The organism is Cupriavidus necator (assembly GCF_016127575.1).
Taxonomy (GTDB): Bacteria; Pseudomonadota; Gammaproteobacteria; order Burkholderiales; family Burkholderiaceae; genus Cupriavidus; species Cupriavidus necator_D.
The window spans coordinates 1,441,452-1,465,151 of sequence record NZ_CP066019.1 but is presented as its reverse complement, the minus strand read 5'-3'; the positions used below and the strand labels follow the sequence as shown (position 1 = coordinate 1,465,151).

Below are 23,700 nucleotides of genomic sequence, written 5' to 3'. Positions count from 1 at the left end.
TCGGCCAGCGCTTTCCCGTATTAGAAGCGGAAATAGCGAGACTGCACTGACTTGAGCGCGAATTCGTTGGACTGCTTCGCGCAGGTGCTCACTGTCCCTTGCCCGAGACGACGAGAACCCGTACACGTTGACGGGGGTATGCCGGATCCGGCGTTTCCTCTGGCATGCACGAGAAGTCAGCACTGGCGCGGGTTGACGCAACGGGCTTCTGATTCGGCAGTGCGGGAGTCCATCGTACACGAACGGCCATGGGGCGGCGGTGAACGGTGCATTCGGAAATGGCAGAGGCGGGCAATCCGATTAGCGGCGATCATGCAGTCTGATCCTGTCCGCATCCCGAGCCACCATGCACGTCCATCTGCAGTCCCACATGCACGTCAGCCTGCAGCGGCTGTTGCTGGCTTTCCCGCTGGCGGTCTCTGCGGCCCACGGCAGGCTGGTGCTCAGGCGCCGCGGCTATGAGCGTGTGCTGCTGCCGGGCCAGCAGCTCACCATCGAACCGTTTGAAACCTTTGCGCTGCACCTGGATGGCAGCAGCACTCAGCCGGCCGCGTGCACCCTCGAAATCCAGCGCATGATCCCCGCGGCGCAGCAGGAATGCCTGCACCACCGCATCTGCAAGCGGGTCTTCCTGCAACCCCATTACGCCTGGAATGCCGCGTTTATCGCGGAACGGCTGGGCATGTCCACGGCACAGCTGCGCCGCATGCTGTTTTCGCAGGGCACGGCGCTGACCGAGCTGTGCCGCACGCAACGGCTGATGCGGTTGCTGTTCGAGGTCATGGCCGGTGATGCCGGCATTGGCGATGCCCGGCGGCGCGTCGGCTGGCCAGCCAGCAGTGATCTGGACTGCGCTTTCTACGACCGCTTCGGCTTATCGATGGAAGCTGCCAGCCGGTTGGCGGTCGCGCGCGCAGCGCAGCGGCGGCGCTCCGTCGCCTGACTCGTTCCCAAAAATCTACCGGACGTTCGCAAGGATCCGGGATCAGGTCCCGGATGCGAGGGTGCCGGCCACTGCGAATTGCGCCCGCCAGAGTGTACTGAACGCCGCGCTTTGCGAGATAATCCGCCCTTACGCTGCGGAATGATGTCATGCGCTTTGATCTGGTCGACCTGAAACTGTTCACGCATATTGCGGAGGCCCAGAGCCTGACCGGCGGTGCGCAACGCTCGCACCTGTCGCTGGCCGCGGCCAGCACGCGCATCAAGAACCTCGAGGAACACGTCGGCGTCAAGCTGCTGAGCCGCAGCAGCCAGGGCGTGAAGGTGACCGGGGCGGGGGAGACCCTGCTCGCCCACGCGCGCCGCGTGCTGCGCCAGCTGGAGCAACTGAGCGGCGATCTGCAGGAATATGCGGCGGGCGTGAAAGGCCATGTGCGCGTGTTCGCCAACACCACCGCGATGAGCGAATTCCTGCCGGCGGTGCTGCGCAGTTATCTCGTCAGCCATCCGGACGTGACCATCGACATGCACGAGCGCCTGAGCCCGGATATCGTGCGCGCGGTGCAGGAGGGCATGGTGGATATCGGCATCATTGCCGGCAACGTGCGCACGGAAGGGCTGGAGGTGATGCCGTACCGGCGCGACCGCCTGGTGCTGGCCACCGCGCTGAGCCATCCGCTGGCCGAGCGCGGCAGCGTGGATTTTATCGATACGCTGGACTACGACTTCATCGGCCTGCCCGAGGCCAGCGCGATCCACAATTTCCTGTTGCGGGCCGCGACCGACCTGCAGCGCACGCTGCGCTGGCGCGTGCAGGTCAGCAACTTCGAGACCGCGTGCCGGATGATCGAGGCCAATGTCGGCGTCGGCGTGTTGCCGGAGACTACCGCCAGCCGCCATGCGAAGACGATGGCGCTGCGCATCGTCCAGCTCAACGATGAATGGGCCGAGCGCAAGCTGCAGATATGCGTGGCCGACCTCGGCGCCTTGCCGCTGTTTGCGCGCAAGCTGGTGGACCTGCTGGTCGAGGACGGACTCGGGCGCCAGGACTGAGGGCGCCCGGCGGACTAGGCCTTGTCCGCCAGCATCTGCCGTAGCTGGTGCTTCAGCAGCTTGCCGCTGGCCGTGGTGGGGATCGAGGCAACGCGCAGGATCCGCTCCGGGCGCTTGTACGGCGACAGGCGGTCGACCAGGTAGTCGTGCAGCGCCTGCGCGTCAAATTTCTCGCCATCCCTGATCTCGACGAAGGCGATCACTTCCTCGTTGCCGTCCGCGGTGGGCTGCCCGATGACGGCTGATACGCGCACGGACGGATGCGTGTTGATGACCGATTCGACTTCGATCGGGTAGACATTGAAGCCCGAGCGGATGATCAGGTCCTTGGTGCGGCCGACGATGAACAGCGCGCCGCCGGGGTCCAGCCGGCCGATGTCGCCGGTATTGAGCCAGCCGTCGGGCCGCAGGGCCTCGGCGCTCAGGTCCGGTGCGCGGTAGTAGCCGCGCATCACGCCGGGCCCCCTGATCCATAGCTCGCCGGGTTGCCCCTGCGGCACCGGCTTGCCCTCCGGCCCGACTACCCGCAGCTCTGCACCTTCGACGATCTCGCCCGCCGAGCAATCGGTGCGCGGCCGGTCCATGCGGGTCACGAACAGCGACCCCGCATATTCGGTCATGCCGTAGCCATGGTGCAGCGGCTGGCCGAACATCGCCTCGACGTCGTGCTTGAGCGTCGGATCAAGCGGCCCGCCGCCGGTGTAGAGATAGCGCAGCCGCGGCGAAGCCTGCAGGGGCGTGCCCGTTGCCCGCACATGGGCGACGATGCGGTTGAACATTGTCGGCACGCCCTGCAGCAGCGTGATCGCACCCTGCCGGATCGCGGCGGTGACATCAGCGGCATTGAAACGCGCGCTCAGGTACAGGCTGGCGCCGGCCTGCAGGGTCGAGACCAGCAGCGTCCCCAGCCCGAACACATGCGACATCGGCATGACCGCATAGGCGCAGTCGTCTGCCTGCATGCGGCGCGACTCGACCGTGACGCGCGCAAAGTGCAGCAGGCCCCGGTGGGTGACCATCACGCCCTTGGGCTGTCCGGTGGTGCCGGAGGTATAGATCAACGCGGCGACATCACGCGCGAGCGCTTCAGGCTCGCGCTCGCCGGCCTCGTCGACAGCGCCCGCCATCAGCGGGCCGAGGCCGGCCGGGGCAATCTCCCTGGCCCGGTAGCGCACGCCGTGCCGCAGGGCATCGGGCGACACCGCGTGGGTGAACAGCATCAGGCGCGGCTGGCAGTGGGCGCGGATCACCTCGATTTCCCGCTCCGACAGGCGGGCGTTGACGACGACCGGCCACGCGCCCAGTTCCGACAAGGCGAACACCAGCGTGATCACCGCCAGGCAGTTCTCGGCCGTGATCAGCACCCGATCGCCGGTGCCCACGCCCTGCGCTTGCAGGTAGCGCTGCGCATCCTCGATGCCCGCCCACAGCTGCGCATAGGTGGTGGTCCGGCCTTCCTCGAAGACGGCCACATGGCCGGGGGTCTCGGCGGCCCAGCGGCGAGGGATGTCGCTGATCCGTGGTGGGGTGTCTCGGTCCGGTGGCATCTCGCGGGAATCCTTGTGCTGGAAAAACCGTTCGGCGAGGCGGGGGCCAGCCGAACGGCGCCAGTGTATGTGCGCCCGTTGCACGGTGCAATCGGTAATCGGCAAAGGCGGATTTCTTGTCTGCCGAAAGCCGCCTGGCCGCTTACACCACGCGCCTGGCGCGCAGTGCTTCCAGTTGCTGCGGGCTCAGCTTCAGGTAGTCGCGCAGCACCTCGTCGGTGTGCTGGCCCAGCGCGGGCGGGGCGTAGCGCAGCGTCGGGGGCGTCTCTGACAGGCGCAGCGGGCTGGCCGTGGTGACCACGTGGTTCACTGGCTCGCCGGCGGGCGGCTGGGCTCCCGGATAGCGCTCTTGCTCGACGCGCAGGCCACGGTGTTGCACATGGGGGTCGGCGTGGGCCTGGGCGATATTGTTGATGGGGCCGCAAGGCACGGAATTGGCTTCCAGCAGCGCGACCCATTGCGCCGTGGACCGGGTGCGCGTGAGCTCCATCATCATCGCGATCAGCGTCTTGCGGTTGTTGACGCGGCCGGTATTGGTGGCATAGCGCTCGTCGCGCGCCCAGTCCACGCCCGCGGCGTCGCAGAAGCGTGCGAACTGCCCGTCGTTGCCGATGGCCAGCAGCATATTGCCGTCGGCGGTCGGGAAGTCCTGGTAGGGCACCACGCTAGGGTGGATATTGCCTTGGCGCCGCGGCACGTCGCCGGCGTTCAGGAAGCCCGCGCCCTGGTTGGCCAGCACCGCCATCGCCACATCCAGCAGGGCGATGTCGATATGCTGGCCGCGGCCGGTGAAGTGGCGCGCTTCCAGCGCGCTCAGGATCGCGGTGGTGGCGTACATGCCGGTGAACAGGTCGATCACGGCCACGCCTACCTTCATCGGGCCGCCGCCGGGCTCGCCGTCGGCGTGGCCGGTGATGCTCATCAGGCCGCTCATGGCCTGGATCAGCAGGTCGTAGCCGGGCCGCGCCGCGTAGGGTCCGGTGTGGCCAAACCCCGTGACCGAGCAATAGATCAGGCGCGGGTTGAGCGCGCTCAGGCTGTCATAGTCCAGCCCGTAGCGCTTGAGGCCGCCGGTCTTGAAATTCTCCACCACCACATCGCTCTGCCGGGCCAGCTCGCGGATCAGCTCCTGTCCCTCGGGCGTGGCCATGTCCACGGTGACCGAGCGCTTGTTGCGGTTGGCGGCGGTGAAATAGCAAGCCTGCCGGGTCGGCGCGCCGGCCTCGTCGGCGAGGAAAGGGGGCCCCCAGTGGCGCGTATCGTCGCCTTCGCCGGGTTTTTCGATCTTGATCACGTCGGCGCCCATGTCCGCCAGGTTCTGGGTTGACCACGGTCCGGCCAGCACGCGCGAGAGATCGAGCACGCGCAGGTGACTCAGGGCGCCGGTGCGGGCGGAGGGGGGAGGAAGGCCAGCGGCCGGCGTAGCGGTGGAATCTGTCATGTCAGGTCAGGCGGTCTCAAGGCAGGCTGCCCGTCCTGGGGACGGGCAGCGTTGCGCGCGGGCATGGTTCAGGTGTATTGGCGCGGGGCGCGGTGCTTACGCGCCGCGGGCCTCACGGATCATGTTGCGCGCGATGATGACCTGCTGGATCTGCGTGGTGCCCTCATACAGGCGGAACAGGCGCACATCGCGGTAGAAGCGCTCGATGCCGAACTCGGAAATATAGCCGGAACCGCCGAGAATCTGTACCGCGCGGTCCGCCACGCGGCCCACCATCTCGGTGGCGAACATCTTGCAGCACGAGGCTTCGGTGGAGACGTTCCTGCCTTCGTCGCGGCGGCGCGCGGCGTCGATCACCATGCATTCGGCGGCATAAAGCTCGGCCTGGCTGTCGGCCAGCATGGCCTGGATCAGCTGGAACTCGCAGATCGGCTGGCCGAACTGCTGGCGCTCCAGTGCGTAGTTCAGCGCGTCGCGCAGCACGCGCCTGGCCACCCCGACGCTGACCGCCGCAATGTGCAGCCGGCCCTTGTCGAGCACCTTCATCGCCGTCTTGAAGCCCTGGCCTTCCTTCAGGCCGATCAGGTTCTCGGCCGGTACGCGCACGTTGTCGAAGATCACGTCGCAGGTATGCGCGCCTTTCTGCCCCATCTTCACGTCGCGCTTGCCGAAGCTGATGCCGGGCGTCCTGGCATCGACGATAAATGCCGAGACGCCGGCCGAGCCCTTGATTTCAGGGTTGGTACGCGCCATCAGCGTGAACATGCCGGCCTGCGGCGCGTTGGTGATAAAGCGCTTGGTGCCGTTGACCACGTAGTGGTCGCCATTCCTGACCGCGGTGGTGCGCAGCGAACCGGCGTCCGAGCCGGCATCCGGTTCGGTCAGGGCAAAGGAGGCCAGGATCTCGCCGGTGGCCAGGCGGGGCAGCCACGCGGCCTGCTGCTCCGGCGTGCCATCCATCAGGATGCCCTGCGAGCCGATGCCCACGGTGGTGCCCAGCAGCGAGCGGAAGGCCGGCGAGGTCTGGCACAGCTCCATGACCACGCGCACTTCCTCCTCCATGGTCAGCTCCAGGCCGCCAAAGCCCTCGGGGATGGTCATGCCGAACAGGCCCATCTCGCGCATGTCCTGCACGATATCCTGCGGGATTTCGTCGGTCTCGGCGACCAGCGCCTCGGCGGGCACCAGGCGCTCGCGCACAAAGCGGCGCACGCTGTCGAGCAGGGCTTCGAGGATGTCGTTATCGCGGATCATGTCGGTTCTTCCTGGGTGTCGGGTCGGTGTCGGTTCGAGGGGGCGGGACCATCAGTCCAGCGTCACGCCCTTGAGCACGCTGGCCCACTGCGTGCGCTCGCGCGCGGCGGTGTTCACGACATCCTGCGTGGTGCCGCTCCACTGTTCGTAGCCCAGTTCGGCATAGCGCTTCCTGAGCTCAACGTCTTCCACGGCCTGCCGCACTGCTGCGGCCAGCTTCTGGGTCTGCTCGGGGGTTACGCCCTTGGGGGCGTAGATGGCGTACCAGCCGCCGGCTTCGTAGTCCTTGAGGCCGGCAATCCCGGATTCGCGGAAGGTGGGCACGCCGGGCAGCGATGCGCTGCGCTTGGGCGAGCCCACGGCGATGGGCTTGACCTTGCCGCTCTGCACATAGCCGCTGGCGGTGCTGATGATATCGAACATCACGTCGATCTGGCCGCCGATGGTGTCGGTCATGGCCGGGGCATTGCCCTTGTAGGGAATATGGTTCAGCTGGACCTGCGCCTGCCGGGCGAACAGGGCCATGGCGACGTGGTTGGAGCTGCCGACGCCCGAGGAGCCGTAGCTGAGCTTGCCGGGATGCGCCCTGGCGTAGGCAACCAGGTCCTGGGTGCCCTTGAACGGCTCCTTGACGTTGGCCACCAGCATGTTGTAGTAGCGCGCCACCGGTGCCACCGGGGCGAGGTCCTTGGCCGGGTCGTACGGCAGGCTCTTCATGATGTTGGGCGCGACCGTCAGCGCCGCGCTGGCGGCGAACCACAGCGTGGCGCCGTCGGGCCTGGCGCGGACCACTTCATAGCCGGCCAGCGTGGCATTGGCGCCGGGCTTGTTGTCGACGATGACGTTGGCGTTGAGCGCCTTGCCCAACGCCACCGCAAACAGGCGCGCGGCCTGGTCGGCGGGGCCGCCGGCCGCGTAGCCGACCACGAGGCGCACCGGCTGGCCGTTGGGCTGTGCCGAGGCAGGGGGAGTAGCCAGGGTTGCGCCGCACAGAGCCAGGGCGGCCAGCATGGCGTGGCGGCGTGAGGTGGAAATCAAGATACTTCTCCTACGTAAAGCAAAGAGCCGATGGCAAAAGCCGAAAAGCAAAAGGCAAAAGGCAGGCTCAGCCCCCGCCGTCGCGCACGGGGGCTGTACGGTGAATGGAGTGGGTTTTCTCAGTAGCGTTCGAAGACCGCGGCAATACCCTGGCCGCCGCCGATGCACATGGTTTCCAGGCCATAGCGGCCGCCACGGCGCTGCAGTTCATGCAGCAGCGTGGCCAGGATGCGCACGCCGGTGGCGCCGATCGGATGGCCCAGCGAGATGCCCGAGCCGTTCACGTTCAGCTTCTGCTCGATCGCATCCTGGTCATGCCATTCCCAGCCCTTGAGCACGGCCAGCACCTGGCAGGCGAAGGCTTCGTTCAGCTCGACCAGGTCCATCTGGTCCAGCGTCAGGTTCAGGCGCGCCAGCAGCTTCTTCACCGCGGGCACCGGGCCGATGCCCATGTGCGAGGGCTCGCAGCCGGCCGCCGCCCAGCCCACCAGCGAGGCCATGGGGGTCAGGCACAGTTCGGCCAGCTTGTCTTCGGCCACGATCAGGCAGGCGGCCGACGCGTCATTCTGCTGGCTGGCGTTGCCAGCGGTGACGGTACCGTTCGGCATCAGCGTGCGCAGCTTGCCAAGGCTTTCACGCGTGGTTTCCGGGCGGAAGCCTTCGTCGCGCGCGAACCGCACCGGATCGCCCTTGCGCTGGGGCACCTGCACGGGCACGACCTCGGCATCGAAGCGGCCGGCCTCCCAGGCTGCCGCGGCGCGTGCGTGGCTGCGGGCGGCGAAGACATCGGCCGCCTCGCGGCTGATGCCGTAGTCGCGCGCCAGGTTCTCGGCGGTCTCGATCATCCCGGAGATCTTGCCGAAGCGCTCGACCGGCTGGGAGCGTTCACGGCCACGGTCGAGGCGGTCGAAGAAGCGCACATTGCCCGAGCGCGCGCCCCAGCGCATGTCGGTGGTGTAGTACTCGATATTGCTCATGCTCTCGACGCCGCCCGCGATCACCACGTCGGCGGCGCCGCTTTGCACCATCATCGAGGCCGTGACGATGGCCTGCAGGCCGCCGCCGCAGCGGCGGTCCAGCTGCATGCCCGGCACCTCGACCGGCAGGCCGGCCTGCAGCGCGGCCCAGCGGCCGACGCAGGGCACTTCGCTGTTGGCGTAGGACTGGGCAAAGACCACGTCGTCGATACGCGCGGGATCGATGCCGCTGCGTTCCACCACGGCGCGCACGGCGGTGGCGGCCAGTTCCTCCACAGGCACCGGGCGCAAGCTGCCGCCGAAGGTGCCGACGGGCGTGCGGAGGGGAGTGACGATTGCAGCTCTGCGCATGGAAGTCTCCTTGGAACTCTGTGTTGGGATGAGCAAGTAAGTCAGTTGGCCAGCGTGTGCCCGGGAAGGGCCACGAAGGCCGCGCCGCACTGACGCAGCAGGGCGTGGGCCTGGCGTTCCAGGTCCGCGCGGTGTTCGGGTGCGGCAATGTCCAGCATGCGGCGCACGCGCTGCGACAGCGTCTGGCCGCGCAGGTCGGCCACGCCGTGTTCGGTGACGATCAGGCCCGCGTCCGAGCGGGGCGTGCTGACCGGGCCGGACAACTGGGCCACGATGCGGCTCGCGCCCTTGGCGGTTGCTGGCAGCGCGACTATGGGCAGGCCGCCGCGGCTGCGCGCGGCGCCGCGCAGGAAGTCCACGGCACCGCCGACGGCGCCGACATAGACGCCGGCGGCAACTTCGGCGTTCACCTGGCCGGTGAGGTCGACCTCGATGGCGGAGTTGATGGCGGTCAGCTTGTCGACGCTGGCCAGCACCTCGGGGTGATGGGTATAGGCGGTCTCGCGCAGCTGCAGCTGCGGATTGCGGTGGGCCCAGCGCCGCAGCCGTTCGCTGCCCATCAGGATGCCGGCGATGCCCACGCCCGTATCGATGCTCTTGCGTGCGTTGGTCAGCACCCCGGCTTCGGCCAGCGCCGCAATGCCGTCGCCGATCGCGCCGCTGTGCAGCCCCAGGTCGCGGTGGCCATTCAGCGCAGCGACCACGGCCTCTGGCAGGTTGCCGATGCCCATCTGCAGGGTGGCGCCATCCTCCACCCAGCCGGCGATGTGACGGGCGATGGCCTGTTCGGCCGCGCCGGGCGCGCTGCGGTCAAGGCTGATCGGCGGGTGCAGCGCTTCGATCTGCAGGTCGATATCGTCCGCGCTCAGGTAGCGGCTGCCGTGGGTCCAAGGCACCTCAGGGTTCACCTCGGCGATGATGACGCGGGCGCGGTCGAGCGCCGCGGGGAGGTATTCATGCACCAGCCCCAGGCTGTGGCGCCCCTGCTCGTCGGCGGGCGAGACCTGCACCAGCGCCACGTCCGCCCGCAGCGTGCCCTGGCGGATCAGCCCGGGCAGGTGCGAATAGTGGCTGGGCACGATGTCCAGCACGCCGGCCCTGGCCAGTTGCCGGTGCGGGCCGCTGGCGGCGTAGCCGAAGAAGTCGAGCACATCCGCCTGGGCCGGCTGCAGCGTGTCTGACTGCCCGATGCCGACAAAGACACTGAGCCGTCCGCCCTGGGCGATGGCGTGGCGGTGCTCCACCAGTGCGCGCGTCAGCGTCAGCGGCTCGGCGGTGGCTTGCCCCCACCAGATATGGTCTCCGGGGCGGATCAGGGCTTGCAGGCGGGAGGCGAGGGTGTGCATGTCCACGGGGCAGCGGTCAGTCGGCGCATGCGCCGGATAGCCCGGAGCATGTTCCCAAAGCGTGGTTTGCGCTATTTGACAATGCCAATGGCGGACTTTGGCGAAAGCGAAAGGCCTTAACCGTCGCCAGGCCTTAACCCCGGTGGAAGGCGCGCTTTCGGAAAGGCTGATTGTCCAACCGGCCGAACGCCGCGACTATTGCGGTTATCACAAGGAGGCGGCCGTCCGCCAGAGACCGAACGCAAGCCAAGCGCCATGATCGAACAGACCCAATCGAACAACTTCCAAGAAATCCGCGACGCCATCCGCGCGCTTTGCGCGGAGTTTCCCGATGAGTACTTCCGCAAGGTGGACGAGCAGCGCGCCTATCCCGAGGCCTTTGTCAATGCGCTGACCGCGGCGGGCTGGCTGGCGGCGCTGATTCCGCAGGAGTACGGTGGTTCCGGCCTGGGTCTGACCGAAGCCTCGGTCATCATGGAAGAGATCAACCGCTGCGGCGGCAACTCCGGCGCCTGCCACGGCCAGATGTACAACATGGGCACGTTGCTGCGGCACGGCTCCAGGGCACAGAAGGACAAGTACCTGCCGAAGATTGCCTCGGGGGAATGGCGCCTGCAGTCCATGGGCGTGACCGAGCCCACCACCGGCACTGACACCACCAAGATCAAGACCTCGGCGGTCAAGAAGGACGGACGCTACGTCGTCAACGGCCAGAAGGTCTGGATCAGCCGCGTCCAGCACAGCGACTTCATGATCCTGCTGGCGCGCACCACGCCGCTGGCCGACGTGAAGAAGAAGAGCGAGGGGATGTCCATCTTCATGGTGGACCTGCACGAGGCGCAGAAGAAGGGCCTGACCGTGCGCCCCATCCCCAACATGGTCAACCACGAGACCAATGAACTGTTTTTCGAGGGCCTGGAAATCCCCGAGGAAAACCTGATCGGTGAAGAGGGCAAGGGCTTCAAGTACATCCTCGATGGCCTGAACGCCGAGCGCACGCTGATCGCGGCCGAGTGCATCGGCGACGGCTATTGGTTCATCGACCGCGTGACCAAGTACGTCAGGGAACGCGAGGTCTTCGGCCGCCCCATCGGCCAGAACCAGGGCGTGCAGTTCCCGATCGCCGAGTCCTTTATCGAACTGGAAGCGGCGAACCTGATGCGCTGGAAAGCCTGTGAGCTGTTTGACAAGCACGAGCCCATGGGGGCCCAGGCCAACATGGCCAAGTACCTGGCCGCCAAGGCGAGCTGGGAAGCCGGCAACGCCTGCCTGCAGTTCCACGGTGGTTTCGGCTTTGCCTGCGAATACGACGTGGAGCGCAAGTTCCGGGAAACGCGGCTGTACCAGGTGGCACCGATCTCCACCAACCTGATCTACTCTTTCGTCGCCGAACACGTCCTGGGCCTGCCGCGCTCATTCTGAGCGATGGACGGCGCGCCAGCCCCAACAATCAAGGGGCTGGCCAGATGGAACCCCGGCAGCAACGGCGCCGGGGTTCCTGCTTCGCCCAGGCCCCGAATTCCCCTCCCTGTCTCCTCTCTTCGCCCGCGCAGCCGGATCCAGCCCGATCCTCAAATCGGAAACTGCGTCGTCGACAGCACCTGCTTGAGCACCATGAACGAGCGAATCTGCCGCACGCCCGGCAGGTAGAGCAACTGCTCCGCGTGGAGGCGGTTGAAGCTCTCGCTGTCCTTGGTCCTGAGCATCATGATGTAGTCGAACTCGCCGGTGACTTCATGGCATTCCATACAGCCTGATACCTTCTGCGCCGCTTTCTCAAAGGCGGCGAAGGACTCGGGCGTGGACCGGTCCAGCACGACCCCGATGATGACCAGCATCCCCGCGTCCAGGGGAGCCGGGTTCAGCAGCGCCACGACGCCGCGGATCAGGCCATCCGCTTTCAGGCGTTCCACGCGGCGCAGGCATGCGGGCGGGCTGAGGCTGACCTTGCCCGCCAGGGCCAGGTTGGAGATGGACGCATCGCGCTGCAAGGCGCGCAGGATGGCCTTGTCCGTGCGATCCAGCACCGGCGCGGGCTGTGCGGAGGTCTCGGATTTCGAACGAAATTTTATTCTGCTTGTTGCCATTTCTACGAAATAAAGAGAATTTCTGGGTGCTTGCTGTCTATTTATCGTGCAAGAAGTCGCAGATCTTTGCAAGCACCTTTCGCCCCAGCCTTCTTATGATGATTCCAGATGCGGCGTCGCGCAGCGTCCGTGCGAATGCCGGGCTTTGCGGCTGCAAGGCGCCCGCATGCCAACCGCAACCTGGAGCCAGTCATGAACCTGAAGCAATTTCCGCGTCATTCCCTGACCTTCGGCCCGACGCCGATCCATCCGCTATCGCGGCTGAGCGAAAGCCTGGGTGGCAAGGTCGAGCTCTATGCCAAGCGCGACGACTGCAACAGCGGGCTCGCCTTTGGCGGCAACAAGACGCGCAAGCTCGAATACGTCATTCCAGACGTGCTGGCGCAGGGCGCCGATACGCTGGTCTCGATCGGCGGGATCCAGTCGAACCACACGCGCCAGGTTGCCGCCATCGCGGCCCACCTGGGGCTGAAGTGCGTGCTGGTGCAGGAGAACTGGGTCAACTACTCCGACGCGGTTTATGACCGCGTGGGCAACATCCAGATGTCACGCATCATGGGGGCCGACGTGCGCCTGGTCAGCGAAGGCTTCGACATCGGTATTCGCCCCAGCTGGGAAGAAGCCATGGAGAGCGTGCGCAAGGCGGGCGGCAAGCCCTACCCGATTCCGGCAGGCTGCTCGGAGCATCCGCTCGGCGGTCTCGGCTACGTAGGCTTCGCCGAGGAAGTGCGGGAGCAGGAAGCCGGACTCGGCTTCAGGTTCGACTACATCGTGGTCTGCTCGGTCACCGGCAGCACGCAGGCGGGCATGGTGGTCGGATTCGCTGCCGACGGCCGCGCGGACCGGGTCATCGGCATCGATGCATCGGCCAAGCCGGAACCGACGCGCGCGCAGATCCTGCGCATCGCCCGCCATACCGCGGAGCTGGTCGGCCTCGGCCGCGACATCACTGAAGCGGACGTGGTGCTGGACACCCGCTATGGCGGACCCGAATACGGCCTGCCTTCGGCCGGCACCCTGGAAGCCATCCGCCTCAGCGCCAGGCTGGAGGGCATGATGACGGACCCGGTCTATGAGGGCAAGTCCATGCAGGGCATGATCGACATGGTCCGTCGCGGCGAGTTTCCGCAAGGATCGAAAGTCCTCTTTGCACACCTGGGCGGGGTACCGGCATTGAACGCCTACAGCTTCCTGTTCAAGGACGGGTGATTCCATGCGCAGGTGCGCAGCCGGGATTCCCCGGATGCCCGGTTAATCGTTGCCCGCCTGCGCGCCCGCCCCAAAGCGCAGGCGCAGGCTCCGGTTGGCATCGTGCAGCGAACCGTCCGCCGCTTCCACCACGCGGTGCAGGTAGTCTTCGCTGGCGTCTAGCAGCGCCCCGTACAGGGTGTGGCACAAGCCGCGCGCGGTGCGGCCGGGCCAGTCTTGCGGCAGCATCGCTTCGGGCAGGTTGGGGTCGCGCAGCAGCACACGCCGGTATTCGTGCACCAGGAGCGTCCGCACGAAGAAAGCATCGGCCGGAGCAAGCCCGGCGGCCTCTTCGGCCAGCGGCGCAAAGCGGCGCAGCAGTGCCTGCCAGGCAGCGGCCACGTCGCCGAGCTTGAAGGTCTGGTGCATCAGCGCCTGCAGCGGCCGGATGGAAAACGCCTCGAGGCTGCTCGCTTCCATCACCGCCACATCGTCCTGCGCGCGTGCGGCCTGGAGGATTTCGCGCAGCGAGGCGAGGTCCGCTTGGGGGTGGGCCATCACCCCCGGCGCGATGGCGCCGAAGCCCTCCCACAGCAATTCCCGCTTCAGCTTCTGCCGGACCGTGGCGCGTACGTCACCGCGCACCATCACCAGGGTCCAGCGGCCGTCCCATTCGGATGCCTCACCCGCATAGATGCGCTTGCCAGCGTGCAGTACACGCTGCAAACCGGCGTCTGACAGCCCGTAGTAGCTGCGCCGCCCCATCCTGGTCGCGGCCAGCCAGTCGTCGGCGGTAAGGCGGAAGGTGGCGGTGCGCACCAGCCGGTCATTGATGCCGAACGGCGCCGCCAGCCGGATCAGGCTGCCCAGCCAGATGGCCTGCGGCCGCGGCGCCACCACATCGCCGAACAAGGTCACCAGCATGGAATTGGCGCCCAGCTTCAGCCCGCGTGCCAGCCGCGCCACGCGGGGAGAAACCGGATCTGTGCCTGGCGTCGCCATCGGCCCCGCTCCCTGAAGTGATACACAAATGCAGATTGATTGAATCAAATTGTATCACTACCATCCGTTGCAACTGACGATGTTGATGCAGGTCAAGACCCCGATTCAGAGCAACCAAGAGCGGAGCAAAGGATGTACGCACAGCTGGTGGAGACAGGAGCGACGAGGCTTCGCGCCATGGAAGAAATGGAGCCGCAGGAGCGCGAGTTCCAGGCGCGCGTCGATGCCGGGATCAAGATCGAGGCCAAGGACTGGATGCCGGAGGCCTATCGCAAGACCCTGGTCCGCCAGATCTCGCAGCATGCCCATTCCGAGATCGTGGGCCAGCTGCCGGAAGGCAACTGGGTCACCCGCGCGCCGACGCTGGAGCGCAAGGCAGTCTTGCTGGCCAAGATCCAGGATGAGGCCGGCCATGGCCTGTATCTCTACAGCGCGGCCGAGACCCTGGGCGTGTCGCGCGACCAGATGCTGGGCGACCTGCACACCGGCAAGGCCAAGTATTCCAGCATCTTCAACTACCCGACGCTGAGTTGGGCCGACATCGGCATGATCGGCTGGCTGGTCGACGGCTCGGCCATCATCAACCAGGTGCCGCTGTGCCGCTGCTCGTTCGGGCCCTATGCGCGCGCCATGGTGCGCGTGTGCAAGGAAGAGTCGTTCCACCAGCGCCAGGGCTACGACATCCTGCTGTCGCTGTGCAACGGCACCCCCGAGCAGAAGCAGATGGCGCAGGACGCGCTCAATCGCTGGTGGTGGCCGGCGCTGATGATGTTTGGCCCGTCCGACGGCGATTCGCCCAACAGCGCGCAATCCATGCAATGGCGCATCAAGCTGTTCTCCAATGACGAGCTGCGCCAGAAGATGGTCGACCAGACCGTGCCGCAGGCAGAGTACCTGGGCCTGGCCATTCCGGATCCCGAACTGAAGTGGAACGAGGAGCGCGGCCACTATGACTTCGGCGAGATCGACTGGTCCGAGTTCTACAACGTCATCCAGGGCAACGGCCCCTGCAACCGCGAGCGCCTGCGCACCCGCGTCAAGGCCTGGGAAGAGGGCGCGTGGTTCCGCGATGCCCTGGTGACCCACGCCGACAAGCAGGCCCAGCGCGCCGCCGCGTGACCCCGCGGCGCCCGGCGCCGCCATCCATCCAACGCAATGACACAGGAGGTTGCCATGAAAGAGTGGCCGCTTTGGGAGATCTTTATCCGCAGCCAGCACGGCCTGGCCCACAAGCACGTGGGCAGCCTGCACGCGCCCGACGGCGAAATGGCGATCAACAACGCGCGTGACGTCTATACGCGCCGCAACGAGGGCGTCAGCGTCTGGGTGGTGAAGGCCGGCGACGTGGTCGCCAGCAGCCCCGGCGACAAGGGCCCGCTGTTCGAGCCGGCCAACAGCAAGGTCTACCGCCACCCGACGTTCTTCCCGATGCCGGAAGCCGTCAAGCACATCTGATACGGCCCGCATGATGGACAACCACAAGCTCGAATACCTGCTGCGCCTCGGCGACGCCACGCTGGTCCTTGGCCAGCGCCTGTCGGAATGGTGCGGCCGCGGCCCGGCGCTGGAAGAGGACATCGCGCTGACCAATGTCGCGCTCGACCTGATCGGCCAGACCCGGCTGTGGCTGGGCTACGCCGCGGAAGTGGAGGGCGCCGGCCGCAACGCCGACCAGATGGCCTACCTGCGCGACGCGCACCAGTTCCGCAACCCGCTGCTGGTGGAGCAGCCCAACGGCAGCTATGCCGATACGCTGGCGCGGCAGTTCCTGTTCGACACCTGGCACTACTTCCTGCTCGACGGGCTGCAGCGCTCGACCGATGCCCGCATCGCCGAGATCGCCGCCAAGTCGCTCAAGGAAGTGACCTACCACGTGCGCCGTAGCGCCGACCTGGTGGTGCGCCTGGGCGACGGCAGCGAAGAGAGCCACCGCCGCATGCAGGATGCCTTCAACGACCTGTGGATGTTCAGCGATGAGCTGTTCGAGTCCGACGCGGGCGACGCCGCGCTGGTGCAGGCCGGCCTGGTGCCGGATCCCGCATCACTGGCCGAACCGTGGCAGCGCCACGTGGCCGCGGTGCTGGAAGAAGCCACGCTGCAGCTGCCTGCGGGCACGTGGTCGCAGAGCGGCGGCCGCCACGGCCGCCATACCGAACACCTCGGCTACCTGCTGGCCGAAATGCAGTTCCTGCAGCGCGCCTATCCGGGCGCCAGCTGGTGAACGCCATGACTGCGCAAGCGATCGCACGCCCGGCGCTCGGGCAGGTCTGGACCTGGCTCGATACGGTGCCCGATCCCGAGATCCCGGTGATCTCGGTGGTGGATCTAGGCATTGTGCGCGACGTGGCATGGGAGGACGACGCCTGCGTCGTCACCATCACCCCGACGTACTCCGGCTGCCCGGCCATGACCGTGATCCGGGAGGAGATCGAGCGCACGCTGGCTGCGCAGGGCATTGCCAGCGTGCGCGTGCGCACGCAGCTGGCGCCGGCCTGGACCACCGACTGGATGACGCCGCGCGGCAAGGCCAGCCTGGGCGGCTACGGCATTGCGCCGCCGGCCCAGCAGGTGATCGACATCAGCGGCATCAGCCGCAAGGCGGCGCCGGCGCTGGTGGTGGCGTGCCCGCACTGCGGCTCGCGGCACACGCGGCTGGTGAGCCAGTTCGGCTCGACCGCCTGCAAGGCCCTGTACCGCTGCAGCGACTGCAAGGAACCGTTCGATTACTTCAAGGCGCACTGAGCCTGACCGGGGTAGTGAGATGAGCAAATTCCATGAACTGACCGTGGCCTCGGTCACCCGCGAAACCCGCGATGCCGTGGCCGTGACCTTTGCCGTGCCGGATGAACTGGCCGACACCTACCGCTACATCCAGGGCCAGCACCTGACGCTGCGCACCGGCATCGGCGGCGAGGACGTGCGCCGCTCGTACTCGATCTGCTCGGCGGTGCAGGACGCGCAGCTGCGCGTCGCGATCAAGCGCGTCGACGGCGGCCTGTTCTCCAACTGGGCCAACGAACAACTGCAGCCCGGCATGAAGCTGGAAGTGATGCCGCCATCCGGCCACTTCCACGTGCCGCTGTCTGCCACGCAGGCGAGGCACTACGTGGCCTTCGCCGCCGGCAGCGGCATCACGCCGATGCTGTCGATCATCAAGACTACGCTGGAGGCCGAGCCCCAGAGCCGCTTCACGCTGTTCTACGGCAACCGCGCCTCGTCTTCGGTGCTGTTCAAGGAAGAGCTGGAAGACCTGAAGGACACCTACCTGCAGCGCTTCAACCTGGTGTTCGTGCTCAGCCGCGAGCAGCTGGATATCGACCTGTTCAACGGCCGCATCGACGGCGAGAAGGTCAATGCCTTGCTCAAGCACTGGGTCAAGCCGCAGGACATCGACATCGCCTTTATCTGCGGCCCGCACTCGATGATGGAAGAGGTGTCGCAGGCGCTGCTCGACAACGGCGTGGACAAGGCCCGCATCAAGCGCGAGCTGTTTGCCACCAGCATTCCCGCGGCCCGCCCGGCGGCGCATGCGCACAAGCAGGTGGGGCAGCAGCAGTGCGAGGTCACGGTGATCCAGGACGGCCGCACGCGCTCCTTCACGCTGGAGAAGAACAAGGAGACGGTGCTGGATGCCGCGCTGGCGCAAGGCATCGAGCTGCCTTACTCATGCAAGGGCGGGGTCTGCTCGACCTGCCGCTGCAAGCGCATCGAAGGCGAGGTCGACATGGACGTCAACTTTGCGCTGGAGGACTACGAAGTCGCGCGCGGCTTCATCCTCAGCTGCCAGAGCTACGCCGTCAGCGACAGGCTGGTGATCGACTTCGACCAGGAAACCTGAAGCGCTTCCCGCGGCAATCCCTTGCCGCCATCCCGAACCATACGCAAACCATTTTGCCCCCGGAGCAAGCCGTGTCCCATCCGTTTTTTGAACGCCACCAGGCGCTGCTGGAACAAGCCACCCAAGCCATTGCCGAGCGCGGCTACTGGAGCCCGTTCAGCGAAATGCCGAGCCCCAGGGTCTACGGCGAAACCGCCAACGCCGACGGCAAGGCTGCCTTCGAGGCCCGCCTGAACCGCCCGTTCGCGCTGTCGCAGCCGGGCACCGTCGGCCAGGCCGGCAAGGAAGTCTCGCCCTACGGCGCAGAACTGGGCATCACCTATCCGAAGCCCGACCTCGACCAGCTCTTTGCCGGCATGGCCGAAGGCATGCCGGCCTGGCGCAAGGCCGGGCCGGAAGCCTGGGTCGGCGTGTCGCTGGAAATCCTGCAGCGCCTGAACCGCCGCAGCTTCGAGATTGCCTACGCGGTAATGCACACCACCGGCCAGGCCTTCATGATGGCCTTCCAGGCCGGCGGCCCGCACGCGCAGGACCGCGGGCTGGAAGCGGTGGCCTACGCCTGGGACGAGATGCGCCGCATTCCGAAGCAGGCCATCTGGGAGAAGCCGCAGGGCAAGCACGAGCCGCTGCGCATGGAGAAGCGCTACAGCGTGGTGCCGCGCGGCGTGGGCCTGGTGATCGGCTGCTGCACCTTCCCGACCTGGAACGGCTATCCCGGCCTGTTCGCCAGCCTGGCGACCGGCAACGCGGTGGTGGTCAAGCCGCACCCGGGCGCGATCCTGCCGCTGGCGATCACCGTCGAGGTGGCGCGCGAGGTGCTGCAGGAAGCCGGCTTCGACCCCAACCTGGTCACGCTGGTGGCCAACGACCCGACCGAGCGCATGGCGTCCACGCTGGCGCTGCGCCCGGAAGTGCGCCTGATCGACTTCACCGGCAGCAGCGCCAATGGCAACTGGCTGGAGCGCAACGCGCACCAGGCCCAGGTCTATACCGAGAAGGCCGGCGTCAACCAGATCGTGATCCACTCCACCAGCGACTTCAAGGGCATGGTGCGCAATATCGCGTTCTCGCTGGCGCTGTACTCGGGCCAGATGTGCACGGCACCGCAGAACATCTATGTGCCGAAGGGCGGCATCGACACGCCGGAAGGGCACCTCAGCTTCGACCAGGTGGCCGCGGCGATCGGGGAGGGCGTGGTCAGGCTCACCAGCGATGCGGCCAAGGCGGTGGAGCTGCTCGGCGCGATCCAGAACGACGGGGTGGTTCAGCGCATCGAATCGTCGCGCGCACTGGGCGAGATCGTCGCCGACAGCCGCGTGCTGGAGCACCCGGAGTTCCCCGGCGCGCGCATCCGCACGCCGCTGGTGCTCAAGGTGGACGCCAGCGACGAGGACAAGATCATGCAGGAATTGTTCGGCCCGATCTCGTTCATCGTCGCCACCGACAACACCGCGCACAGCATCGCGCTGGCGCACCGCGGCGCGAAGGAACATGGCGCACTGACGTTGTCGGCCTACACCACCGATGCCGGCATGGCCGAGGGCATCCGCGAAGCCGCCGAGGACGCGGGCGTGGCCCTGTCGCTGAACCTGACCGGGGGCGTGTTCGTCAACCAGTCGGCCGCGTTCAGCGACTTCCACGCCACCGGCGCCAACCCGGCAGCCAATGCCTCGCTGTCGGATGCGGCTTTCGTCGCCAACCGCTTCCGCGTGGTACAGAGCCGTTCCCATATCTGATGCAGTCGCAGTACCCGGCGCCGGCCCCCAATAGAAATGCGGCGCAATCATAACGATGATGGAGTAGACAATGGTTCAACGCATCCCCAACCCCAACGAGCTGGAGCCGATCGAGCGCGCCAGCCGCGACGAACTGCAGGCGCTGCAGCTGGAACGGCTGAAATGGAGCGTGCGCCATGCCTACGACAACGTGCCGCATTACCGCAAGGCCTTCCATGCGGCCGGGGTGCATCCGGACGACCTGCAGTCGCTGTCGGACCTGTCGAAGTTCCCGTTCCTGACCAAGCAGGACCTGCGCGACAACTATCCCTTCGGCATGTTCGCGGTGCCGCGCGAGAAGGTGGCGCGCGTGCATGCGTCGAGCGGCACCACGGGCAAGCCGACCGTGGTCGGCTATACCGCGAAGGATATCGATACCTGGGCCAGCGTGGTGGCGCGCTCGATCCGCGCCGCCGGCGGCCGCGCCGGCGACCTGGTCCATGTCAGCTATGGCTACGGCCTGTTCACGGGCGGCCTGGGTGCCCACTATGGCGCCGAGAAGGCCGGCTGCACGGTGATCCCCATGTCCGGCGGGCAGACCGAGAAACAGGTGCAGCTGATCCGCGAGTTCGAGCCCAACATCATCATGGTGACGCCGTCATACATGCTGAACCTGATCGAGGAGATGGAGCGCCAGGGCATGGATCCGTCGGAAAGCTCGCTCAAGGTGGGCATCTTCGGCGCCGAGCCGTGGACGGATGCGATGCGCGCCGAAATCGAGGCACGTGCCGGTATCGACGCGGTGGACATCTACGGCCTGTCTGAAGTCATGGGGCCGGGTGTCGCTTGCGAATGCATCGAGAGCAAGGACGGTCCGGTGATCTGGGAAGACCACTTCTACGCCGAGATCATCGATCCGGTCACCGGCGAGGTGCTGCCGGATGGAGAAGAGGGCGAACTGGTGTTCACGTCGCTCACCAAGGAAGCGCTGCCGGTGATCCGATACCGCACGCGCGACCTGACGCGCCTGCTGCCGCCCACCTCGCGTTCGATGCGCCGCATCGGCAAGATCACCGGCCGCTCGGACGACATGCTGATCATCCGCGGCGTCAATGTGTTCCCGTCGCAGATCGAGGAGCTGATCCTGAAGACGCCGGCGCTGGCGCCGCAGTACCAGCTGGTGGTGACCCGCGACGGCCACCTGGACAAGCTGGAAGTGCGCGTCGAAGCGCGGCCCGGAGGTTCGGCACCCCTCTGCGCGGACGACCGCGCGATGCTGGAGCGCGAGCTGAAGGACCAGATCAAGACCTACGTGGGCGTGACCACGCGCGTGCAGGTGGTGGATGCGGACGGCATCGAGCGCACCACGGTCGGCAAGGCACGGCGGGTGCTCGATATGCGGCCGAAGTTCACGCACGAGCAGCCGGTCGGGGCGATCTGAACGTATCGCATGAACTGACAAGCCATTGCATGTGTGCTCCCTCTCCCCATGCGGGGAGAGGGAGCACACCGCCGCAAGAGTTCAAGTCTCAACGAATCACCCAACGATGGCACCCACCCAGAGGCGCCACGCCCACCCTTGCGCCAAAGGAGACCACCATGGACGCGCGACAACTGGAAACCATCCAGAACCACCCCGATTTCATCCGGCTGACCAACGGGCGGACCCGCCTGGGCTGGTCGCTGACGCTGGTCATGCTGGCGATCTACTTCGGCTTTATCCTGCTGCTGGCGTTCTCGCCGGCCACGCTCGGCACACCGCTCGGCGCGGGTGTGATGACGGTGGGCATTCCCGTCGGCGTGGCGGTGATCGTCTCGGCCGTGCTGCTGACCGGGATCTACGTGTACCGGGCCAACCGCGACCTGGATCCGCTCAACGAACGCGTGCGCAAGGAGTGCCGGGCATGAAACCCGCCAACCGTTACCTGTGCGCGGCCCTGCTCGGGCTTGCCAGCATGGCCGCCGCGGCGGCCCCCGCCATCCAGGGCGATGCCGCGCCGCGGCCGCTGAACTGGAGCGCCATCGTGATGTTCCTGCTGTTCGTGCTGTTCACGCTCGGCATTACCCGCTGGGCCGCGCGCCGCACGCGCTCGGCATCCGACTTCTATGCCGCCGGAGGCGGGCTGAGCGGCTTCCAGAACGGCCTGGCCATCGCCGGCGACATGGTCTCGGCTGCCTCCTTCCTCGGCATCTCCGCGATGATGTTCGACAAGGGCTATGACGGGCTGATCTACGCGCTGGGCGTGGTGGCGGGCTGGCCGATCATCCTGTTCATCGTCGCCGAACGGCTGCGCAACCTTGGCCGCTATACCTTTGCCGACGTGGTGTCATACCGGCTGGCGCAGAAGCCGGTGCGGATCACCGCCGCCTGCGGCACGCTGACGGTGGTGATCATGTACCTGGTGGCGCAGATGGTCGGCGCCGGCAAGCTGATCGAGCTGCTGTTCGGCACCAGCTATGAGTCCGCCGTGGTGATCGTCGGCCTGTTGATGGTGCTGTATGTGATGTTCGGCGGCATGCTGGCCACCACCTGGGTGCAGATCATCAAGGCCGCGCTGCTGCTGGGCGGCGTGACCTTCATGGCGGTGATGGTGCTGGCGTACTTCGGCTTCAGCCCGGAAGCCATGTTCGCCGGCGCGGCGAAGGTGCATGACAAGGGGCTGGCGATCCTGTCTCCGGGCGGGCTGGTGTCCAATCCCATCGATGCGATCTCGCTGGGGGTGGGCATGATGTTCGGCACCGCGGGCCTGCCGCACATCCTGATGCGCTTCTTCACGGTGGCAGACGCCCGCGAGGCGCGCAAGTCCGTGCTCTACGCCACCGGCTTCATCGGCTACTTCTACGTGCTGATCCTGGTGGTGGGCTTCGGTGCGATCGTGATGGTGGGCGCGGATCCGGCCTACCGCGACGCGGCCGGCAAGATCATCGGCGGCAGCAATATGGTGGCGGTGCACCTGTCGCACGCGATCGGCGGCGATTTCTTCCTGGGCTTTATCTCGGCGGTGGCGTTCGCGACCATCCTCGCGGTGGTGGCGGGCCTGGCCCTGTCGGGCGCTTCCGCGGTCTCGCATGACCTGTACGCCAACGTGTTCCGCCGCGGGCAGGCCAACGAGAAGGACGAGATCCGGGTGTCCAAGGCGGCCACCCTGGTGATCGGCGTGCTGGCCATGGTGCTGGGCGTGATGTTCGAGAAGCAGAACATCGCCTTCCTGTCCGGCCTGGTGCTGGCGATCGCGGCCTCGGTCAACTTCCCGGTGCTGTTCCTGTCGATGTTCTGGAAAGGCCTGACCACGCGCGGCGCCGTGGCCGGCAGCCTGGCCGGGCTGGTGTCAGCGGTGGCGCTGCTGGTGCTGGGCCCGACGGTCTGGGTGGGCTTCCTGCATCATGACAAGGCGATCTTCCCGTACGCCAACCCGGCGCTGTTCTCGATGACGCTGGCCTTCGCCAGCGCCTGGCTGGCGTCGGTGCTGGACCGCTCCACCCAGGCCAGCACCGAGCGCCAGCGCTATGGTGCGCAGTTCGTGCGTGCGATGACCGGGATCGGGGCTGCCGGGGCGAGCCAGCATTGATCCGGGGGGCAGGGCCGCGTAGCAGCAACGCTATTCGGTCAGTGGTTTCTGCGGCAGCCGCGCCGGCGGGCGCGGCTCTTCCCCGGTAATGGCGGTGAACTCGCCGCGGGTAAGGTTCTGCTTGTCGCCATTCGACAGGTGCAGGACTGCATAGACGTCGCCTTCCTCCTCCGGCAACACCCGCACGCTGATAATGTGGTCGGGGTTGAGAAAGAAGCCCGGCCTCAGCTCGATAAGATGCCCGGGCATGCTCTGTTGAGGCGGCGGAGTCTTCGCCGCTCGCGCAGCGGAGCCGTGCCCTCGGCGTGGGAGGTCCGTGTTTTCATCAGGTGGGGGCTTCTTCTCCATTTGC

General features: G+C 66.8%; 22 protein-coding genes. 13 read left to right on the top strand and 9 right to left on the bottom strand.

Features of this window, described 5'->3' with window-relative positions; genetic code table 11:
- The first annotated feature begins 346 nt into the window (after positions 1-346).
- Both I6H87_RS25710 and I6H87_RS25705 read left to right on the top strand, forming a co-directional pair.
- The gene (locus tag I6H87_RS25710; protein WP_011617193.1) at positions 347-943 is read left to right on the top strand and encodes a helix-turn-helix transcriptional regulator; all 597 of its coding nucleotides are present in this window, start codon (positions 347-349) and stop codon (positions 941-943) included.
- Positions 944-1,092: 149 nt separating this feature from the next.
- Complete coding sequence (locus tag I6H87_RS25705) at positions 1,093-1,995, top strand: LysR family transcriptional regulator (RefSeq protein ID WP_011617192.1); 903 nt, start codon at positions 1,093-1,095, stop codon at positions 1,993-1,995.
- Positions 1,996-2,009: 14 nt separating this feature from the next.
- Here the strand turns inward: I6H87_RS25705 and I6H87_RS25700 are convergent, their stop codons facing one another.
- From I6H87_RS25700 to I6H87_RS25675, 6 genes are all read right to left on the bottom strand, one after another.
- The gene (locus I6H87_RS25700) at positions 2,010-3,542 is read right to left on the bottom strand and encodes a class I adenylate-forming enzyme family protein (RefSeq protein ID WP_011617191.1); all 1,533 of its coding nucleotides are present in this window, start codon (positions 3,540-3,542) and stop codon (positions 2,010-2,012) included.
- Positions 3,543-3,684: 142 nt separating this feature from the next.
- A complete protein-coding gene (locus I6H87_RS25695; protein ID WP_011617190.1) occupies positions 3,685-4,983 on the bottom strand; it encodes a CaiB/BaiF CoA transferase family protein in 1,299 nt (432 codons plus the stop codon).
- 96 nt (positions 4,984-5,079) lie between these two features.
- Positions 5,080-6,237, bottom strand: coding sequence for an acyl-CoA dehydrogenase family protein (locus I6H87_RS25690; RefSeq protein WP_011617189.1), 1,158 nt, complete (start codon positions 6,235-6,237; stop codon positions 5,080-5,082).
- Positions 6,238-6,288: 51 nt separating this feature from the next.
- A complete protein-coding gene (locus tag I6H87_RS25685; RefSeq protein ID WP_011617188.1) occupies positions 6,289-7,275 on the bottom strand; it encodes a Bug family tripartite tricarboxylate transporter substrate binding protein in 987 nt (328 codons plus the stop codon).
- Positions 7,276-7,394: 119 nt separating this feature from the next.
- Complete coding sequence (locus I6H87_RS25680) at positions 7,395-8,603, bottom strand: acetyl-CoA C-acetyltransferase (RefSeq protein WP_011617187.1); 1,209 nt, start codon at positions 8,601-8,603, stop codon at positions 7,395-7,397.
- A gap of 41 nt (positions 8,604-8,644) precedes the next feature.
- Entirely contained in the window at positions 8,645-9,949 is a 1,305-nt protein-coding gene (locus I6H87_RS25675) for an acetyl-CoA hydrolase/transferase family protein (protein ID WP_041688095.1), read from the bottom strand.
- Positions 9,950-10,204: 255 nt separating this feature from the next.
- On the opposite strand from I6H87_RS25675, the gene I6H87_RS25670 reads away from it, so the two are divergent.
- On the top strand, positions 10,205-11,371 hold the full coding sequence (locus I6H87_RS25670; protein ID WP_011617185.1) for an acyl-CoA dehydrogenase family protein: 1,167 nt from the start codon (positions 10,205-10,207) through the stop codon (positions 11,369-11,371).
- A 149-nt stretch (positions 11,372-11,520) separates the two neighbouring features.
- On the opposite strand, the gene I6H87_RS25665 is transcribed toward I6H87_RS25670, so the two are convergent.
- The gene (locus tag I6H87_RS25665; protein WP_081050152.1) at positions 11,521-12,036 is read right to left on the bottom strand and encodes an Lrp/AsnC family transcriptional regulator; all 516 of its coding nucleotides are present in this window, start codon (positions 12,034-12,036) and stop codon (positions 11,521-11,523) included.
- Between the two features lie 192 nt (positions 12,037-12,228).
- On the opposite strand from I6H87_RS25665, the gene I6H87_RS25660 reads away from it, so the two are divergent.
- Positions 12,229-13,245 (top strand): 1-aminocyclopropane-1-carboxylate deaminase, encoded by a 1,017-nt coding sequence (locus I6H87_RS25660; RefSeq protein WP_010809318.1) that lies wholly within the window; start codon positions 12,229-12,231, stop codon positions 13,243-13,245.
- A gap of 42 nt (positions 13,246-13,287) precedes the next feature.
- Here I6H87_RS25660 and paaX read toward each other — a convergent pair whose 3' ends face one another.
- Positions 13,288-14,226, bottom strand: coding sequence for a phenylacetic acid degradation operon negative regulatory protein PaaX (paaX, locus tag I6H87_RS25655; protein WP_011617184.1), 939 nt, complete (start codon positions 14,224-14,226; stop codon positions 13,288-13,290).
- Between the two features lie 132 nt (positions 14,227-14,358).
- On the opposite strand from paaX, the gene paaA reads away from it, so the two are divergent.
- The 9 genes from paaA to I6H87_RS25610 all read left to right on the top strand — a co-directional run bounded on the left by paaA (position 14,359) and on the right by I6H87_RS25610 (position 23,348).
- Positions 14,359-15,345 carry a 1,2-phenylacetyl-CoA epoxidase subunit PaaA gene (gene paaA / locus I6H87_RS25650; protein ID WP_010809320.1) on the top strand — a complete coding sequence of 329 codons (987 nt, stop codon included), beginning with the start codon at positions 14,359-14,361 and terminating at the stop codon, positions 15,343-15,345.
- A gap of 54 nt (positions 15,346-15,399) precedes the next feature.
- Entirely contained in the window at positions 15,400-15,681 is a 282-nt protein-coding gene (gene paaB, locus I6H87_RS25645; protein WP_010809321.1) for a 1,2-phenylacetyl-CoA epoxidase subunit PaaB, read from the top strand.
- Positions 15,682-15,691: 10 nt separating this feature from the next.
- Positions 15,692-16,447 (top strand): 1,2-phenylacetyl-CoA epoxidase subunit PaaC, encoded by a 756-nt coding sequence (gene paaC, locus I6H87_RS25640; RefSeq protein ID WP_011617183.1) that lies wholly within the window; start codon positions 15,692-15,694, stop codon positions 16,445-16,447.
- A 5-nt stretch (positions 16,448-16,452) separates the two neighbouring features.
- Positions 16,453-16,968, top strand: a complete 516-nt coding sequence (gene paaD, locus I6H87_RS25635) for a 1,2-phenylacetyl-CoA epoxidase subunit PaaD (RefSeq protein ID WP_010809323.1) — start codon at positions 16,453-16,455, stop codon at positions 16,966-16,968.
- Positions 16,969-16,987: 19 nt separating this feature from the next.
- Positions 16,988-18,064, top strand: coding sequence for a 1,2-phenylacetyl-CoA epoxidase subunit PaaE (paaE, locus tag I6H87_RS25630; protein WP_010809324.1), 1,077 nt, complete (start codon positions 16,988-16,990; stop codon positions 18,062-18,064).
- 71 nt (positions 18,065-18,135) lie between these two features.
- A complete protein-coding gene (gene paaN / locus I6H87_RS25625) occupies positions 18,136-19,800 on the top strand; it encodes a phenylacetic acid degradation protein PaaN (RefSeq protein ID WP_011617182.1) in 1,665 nt (554 codons plus the stop codon).
- Positions 19,801-19,870: 70 nt separating this feature from the next.
- A complete protein-coding gene (paaK, locus tag I6H87_RS25620; protein ID WP_010809326.1) occupies positions 19,871-21,220 on the top strand; it encodes a phenylacetate--CoA ligase PaaK in 1,350 nt (449 codons plus the stop codon).
- Positions 21,221-21,378: 158 nt separating this feature from the next.
- On the top strand, positions 21,379-21,687 hold the full coding sequence (locus I6H87_RS25615) for a DUF485 domain-containing protein (protein WP_010809327.1): 309 nt from the start codon (positions 21,379-21,381) through the stop codon (positions 21,685-21,687).
- Positions 21,684-23,348, top strand: coding sequence for a cation acetate symporter (locus tag I6H87_RS25610; RefSeq protein ID WP_011617181.1), 1,665 nt, complete (start codon positions 21,684-21,686; stop codon positions 23,346-23,348). The genes I6H87_RS25615 and I6H87_RS25610 overlap by 4 nt, the downstream gene beginning before the upstream one ends.
- A gap of 30 nt (positions 23,349-23,378) precedes the next feature.
- Here the strand turns inward: I6H87_RS25610 and I6H87_RS25605 are convergent, their stop codons facing one another.
- Entirely contained in the window at positions 23,379-23,696 is a 318-nt protein-coding gene (locus tag I6H87_RS25605; RefSeq protein WP_011617180.1) for a hypothetical protein, read from the bottom strand.
- Positions 23,697-23,700 lie beyond the last annotated feature (4 nt).

Coding starts and splice junctions, on each gene's coding strand:
- I6H87_RS25695 (WP_011617190.1), bottom strand. CDS start 4,983: ATGACAGATTCCACCGCTACGCCGGCCGCTGGCCTTCCTCCCCCCTCC.
- I6H87_RS25610 (WP_011617181.1), top strand. CDS start 21,684: ATGAAACCCGCCAACCGTTACCTGTGCGCGGCCCTGCTCGGGCTTGCC.
- paaA (WP_010809320.1), top strand. CDS start 14,359: ATGTACGCACAGCTGGTGGAGACAGGAGCGACGAGGCTTCGCGCCATG.
- I6H87_RS25665 (WP_081050152.1), bottom strand. CDS start 12,036: ATGGCAACAAGCAGAATAAAATTTCGTTCGAAATCCGAGACCTCCGCA.
- paaE (WP_010809324.1), top strand. CDS start 16,988: ATGAGCAAATTCCATGAACTGACCGTGGCCTCGGTCACCCGCGAAACC.
- paaB (WP_010809321.1), top strand. CDS start 15,400: ATGAAAGAGTGGCCGCTTTGGGAGATCTTTATCCGCAGCCAGCACGGC.
- I6H87_RS25690 (WP_011617189.1), bottom strand. CDS start 6,237: ATGATCCGCGATAACGACATCCTCGAAGCCCTGCTCGACAGCGTGCGC.
- I6H87_RS25605 (WP_011617180.1), bottom strand. CDS start 23,696: ATGGAGAAGAAGCCCCCACCTGATGAAAACACGGACCTCCCACGCCGA.
- I6H87_RS25615 (WP_010809327.1), top strand. CDS start 21,379: ATGGACGCGCGACAACTGGAAACCATCCAGAACCACCCCGATTTCATC.
- I6H87_RS25705 (WP_011617192.1), top strand. CDS start 1,093: ATGCGCTTTGATCTGGTCGACCTGAAACTGTTCACGCATATTGCGGAG.
- paaC (WP_011617183.1), top strand. CDS start 15,692: ATGATGGACAACCACAAGCTCGAATACCTGCTGCGCCTCGGCGACGCC.
- I6H87_RS25675 (WP_041688095.1), bottom strand. CDS start 9,949: ATGCACACCCTCGCCTCCCGCCTGCAAGCCCTGATCCGCCCCGGAGAC.
- paaX (WP_011617184.1), bottom strand. CDS start 14,226: ATGGCGACGCCAGGCACAGATCCGGTTTCTCCCCGCGTGGCGCGGCTG.
- paaK (WP_010809326.1), top strand. CDS start 19,871: ATGGTTCAACGCATCCCCAACCCCAACGAGCTGGAGCCGATCGAGCGC.
- I6H87_RS25700 (WP_011617191.1), bottom strand. CDS start 3,542: ATGCCACCGGACCGAGACACCCCACCACGGATCAGCGACATCCCTCGC.
- paaD (WP_010809323.1), top strand. CDS start 16,453: ATGACTGCGCAAGCGATCGCACGCCCGGCGCTCGGGCAGGTCTGGACC.
- I6H87_RS25660 (WP_010809318.1), top strand. CDS start 12,229: ATGAACCTGAAGCAATTTCCGCGTCATTCCCTGACCTTCGGCCCGACG.
- I6H87_RS25710 (WP_011617193.1), top strand. CDS start 347: ATGCACGTCCATCTGCAGTCCCACATGCACGTCAGCCTGCAGCGGCTG.
- I6H87_RS25680 (WP_011617187.1), bottom strand. CDS start 8,603: ATGCGCAGAGCTGCAATCGTCACTCCCCTCCGCACGCCCGTCGGCACC.
- I6H87_RS25670 (WP_011617185.1), top strand. CDS start 10,205: ATGATCGAACAGACCCAATCGAACAACTTCCAAGAAATCCGCGACGCC.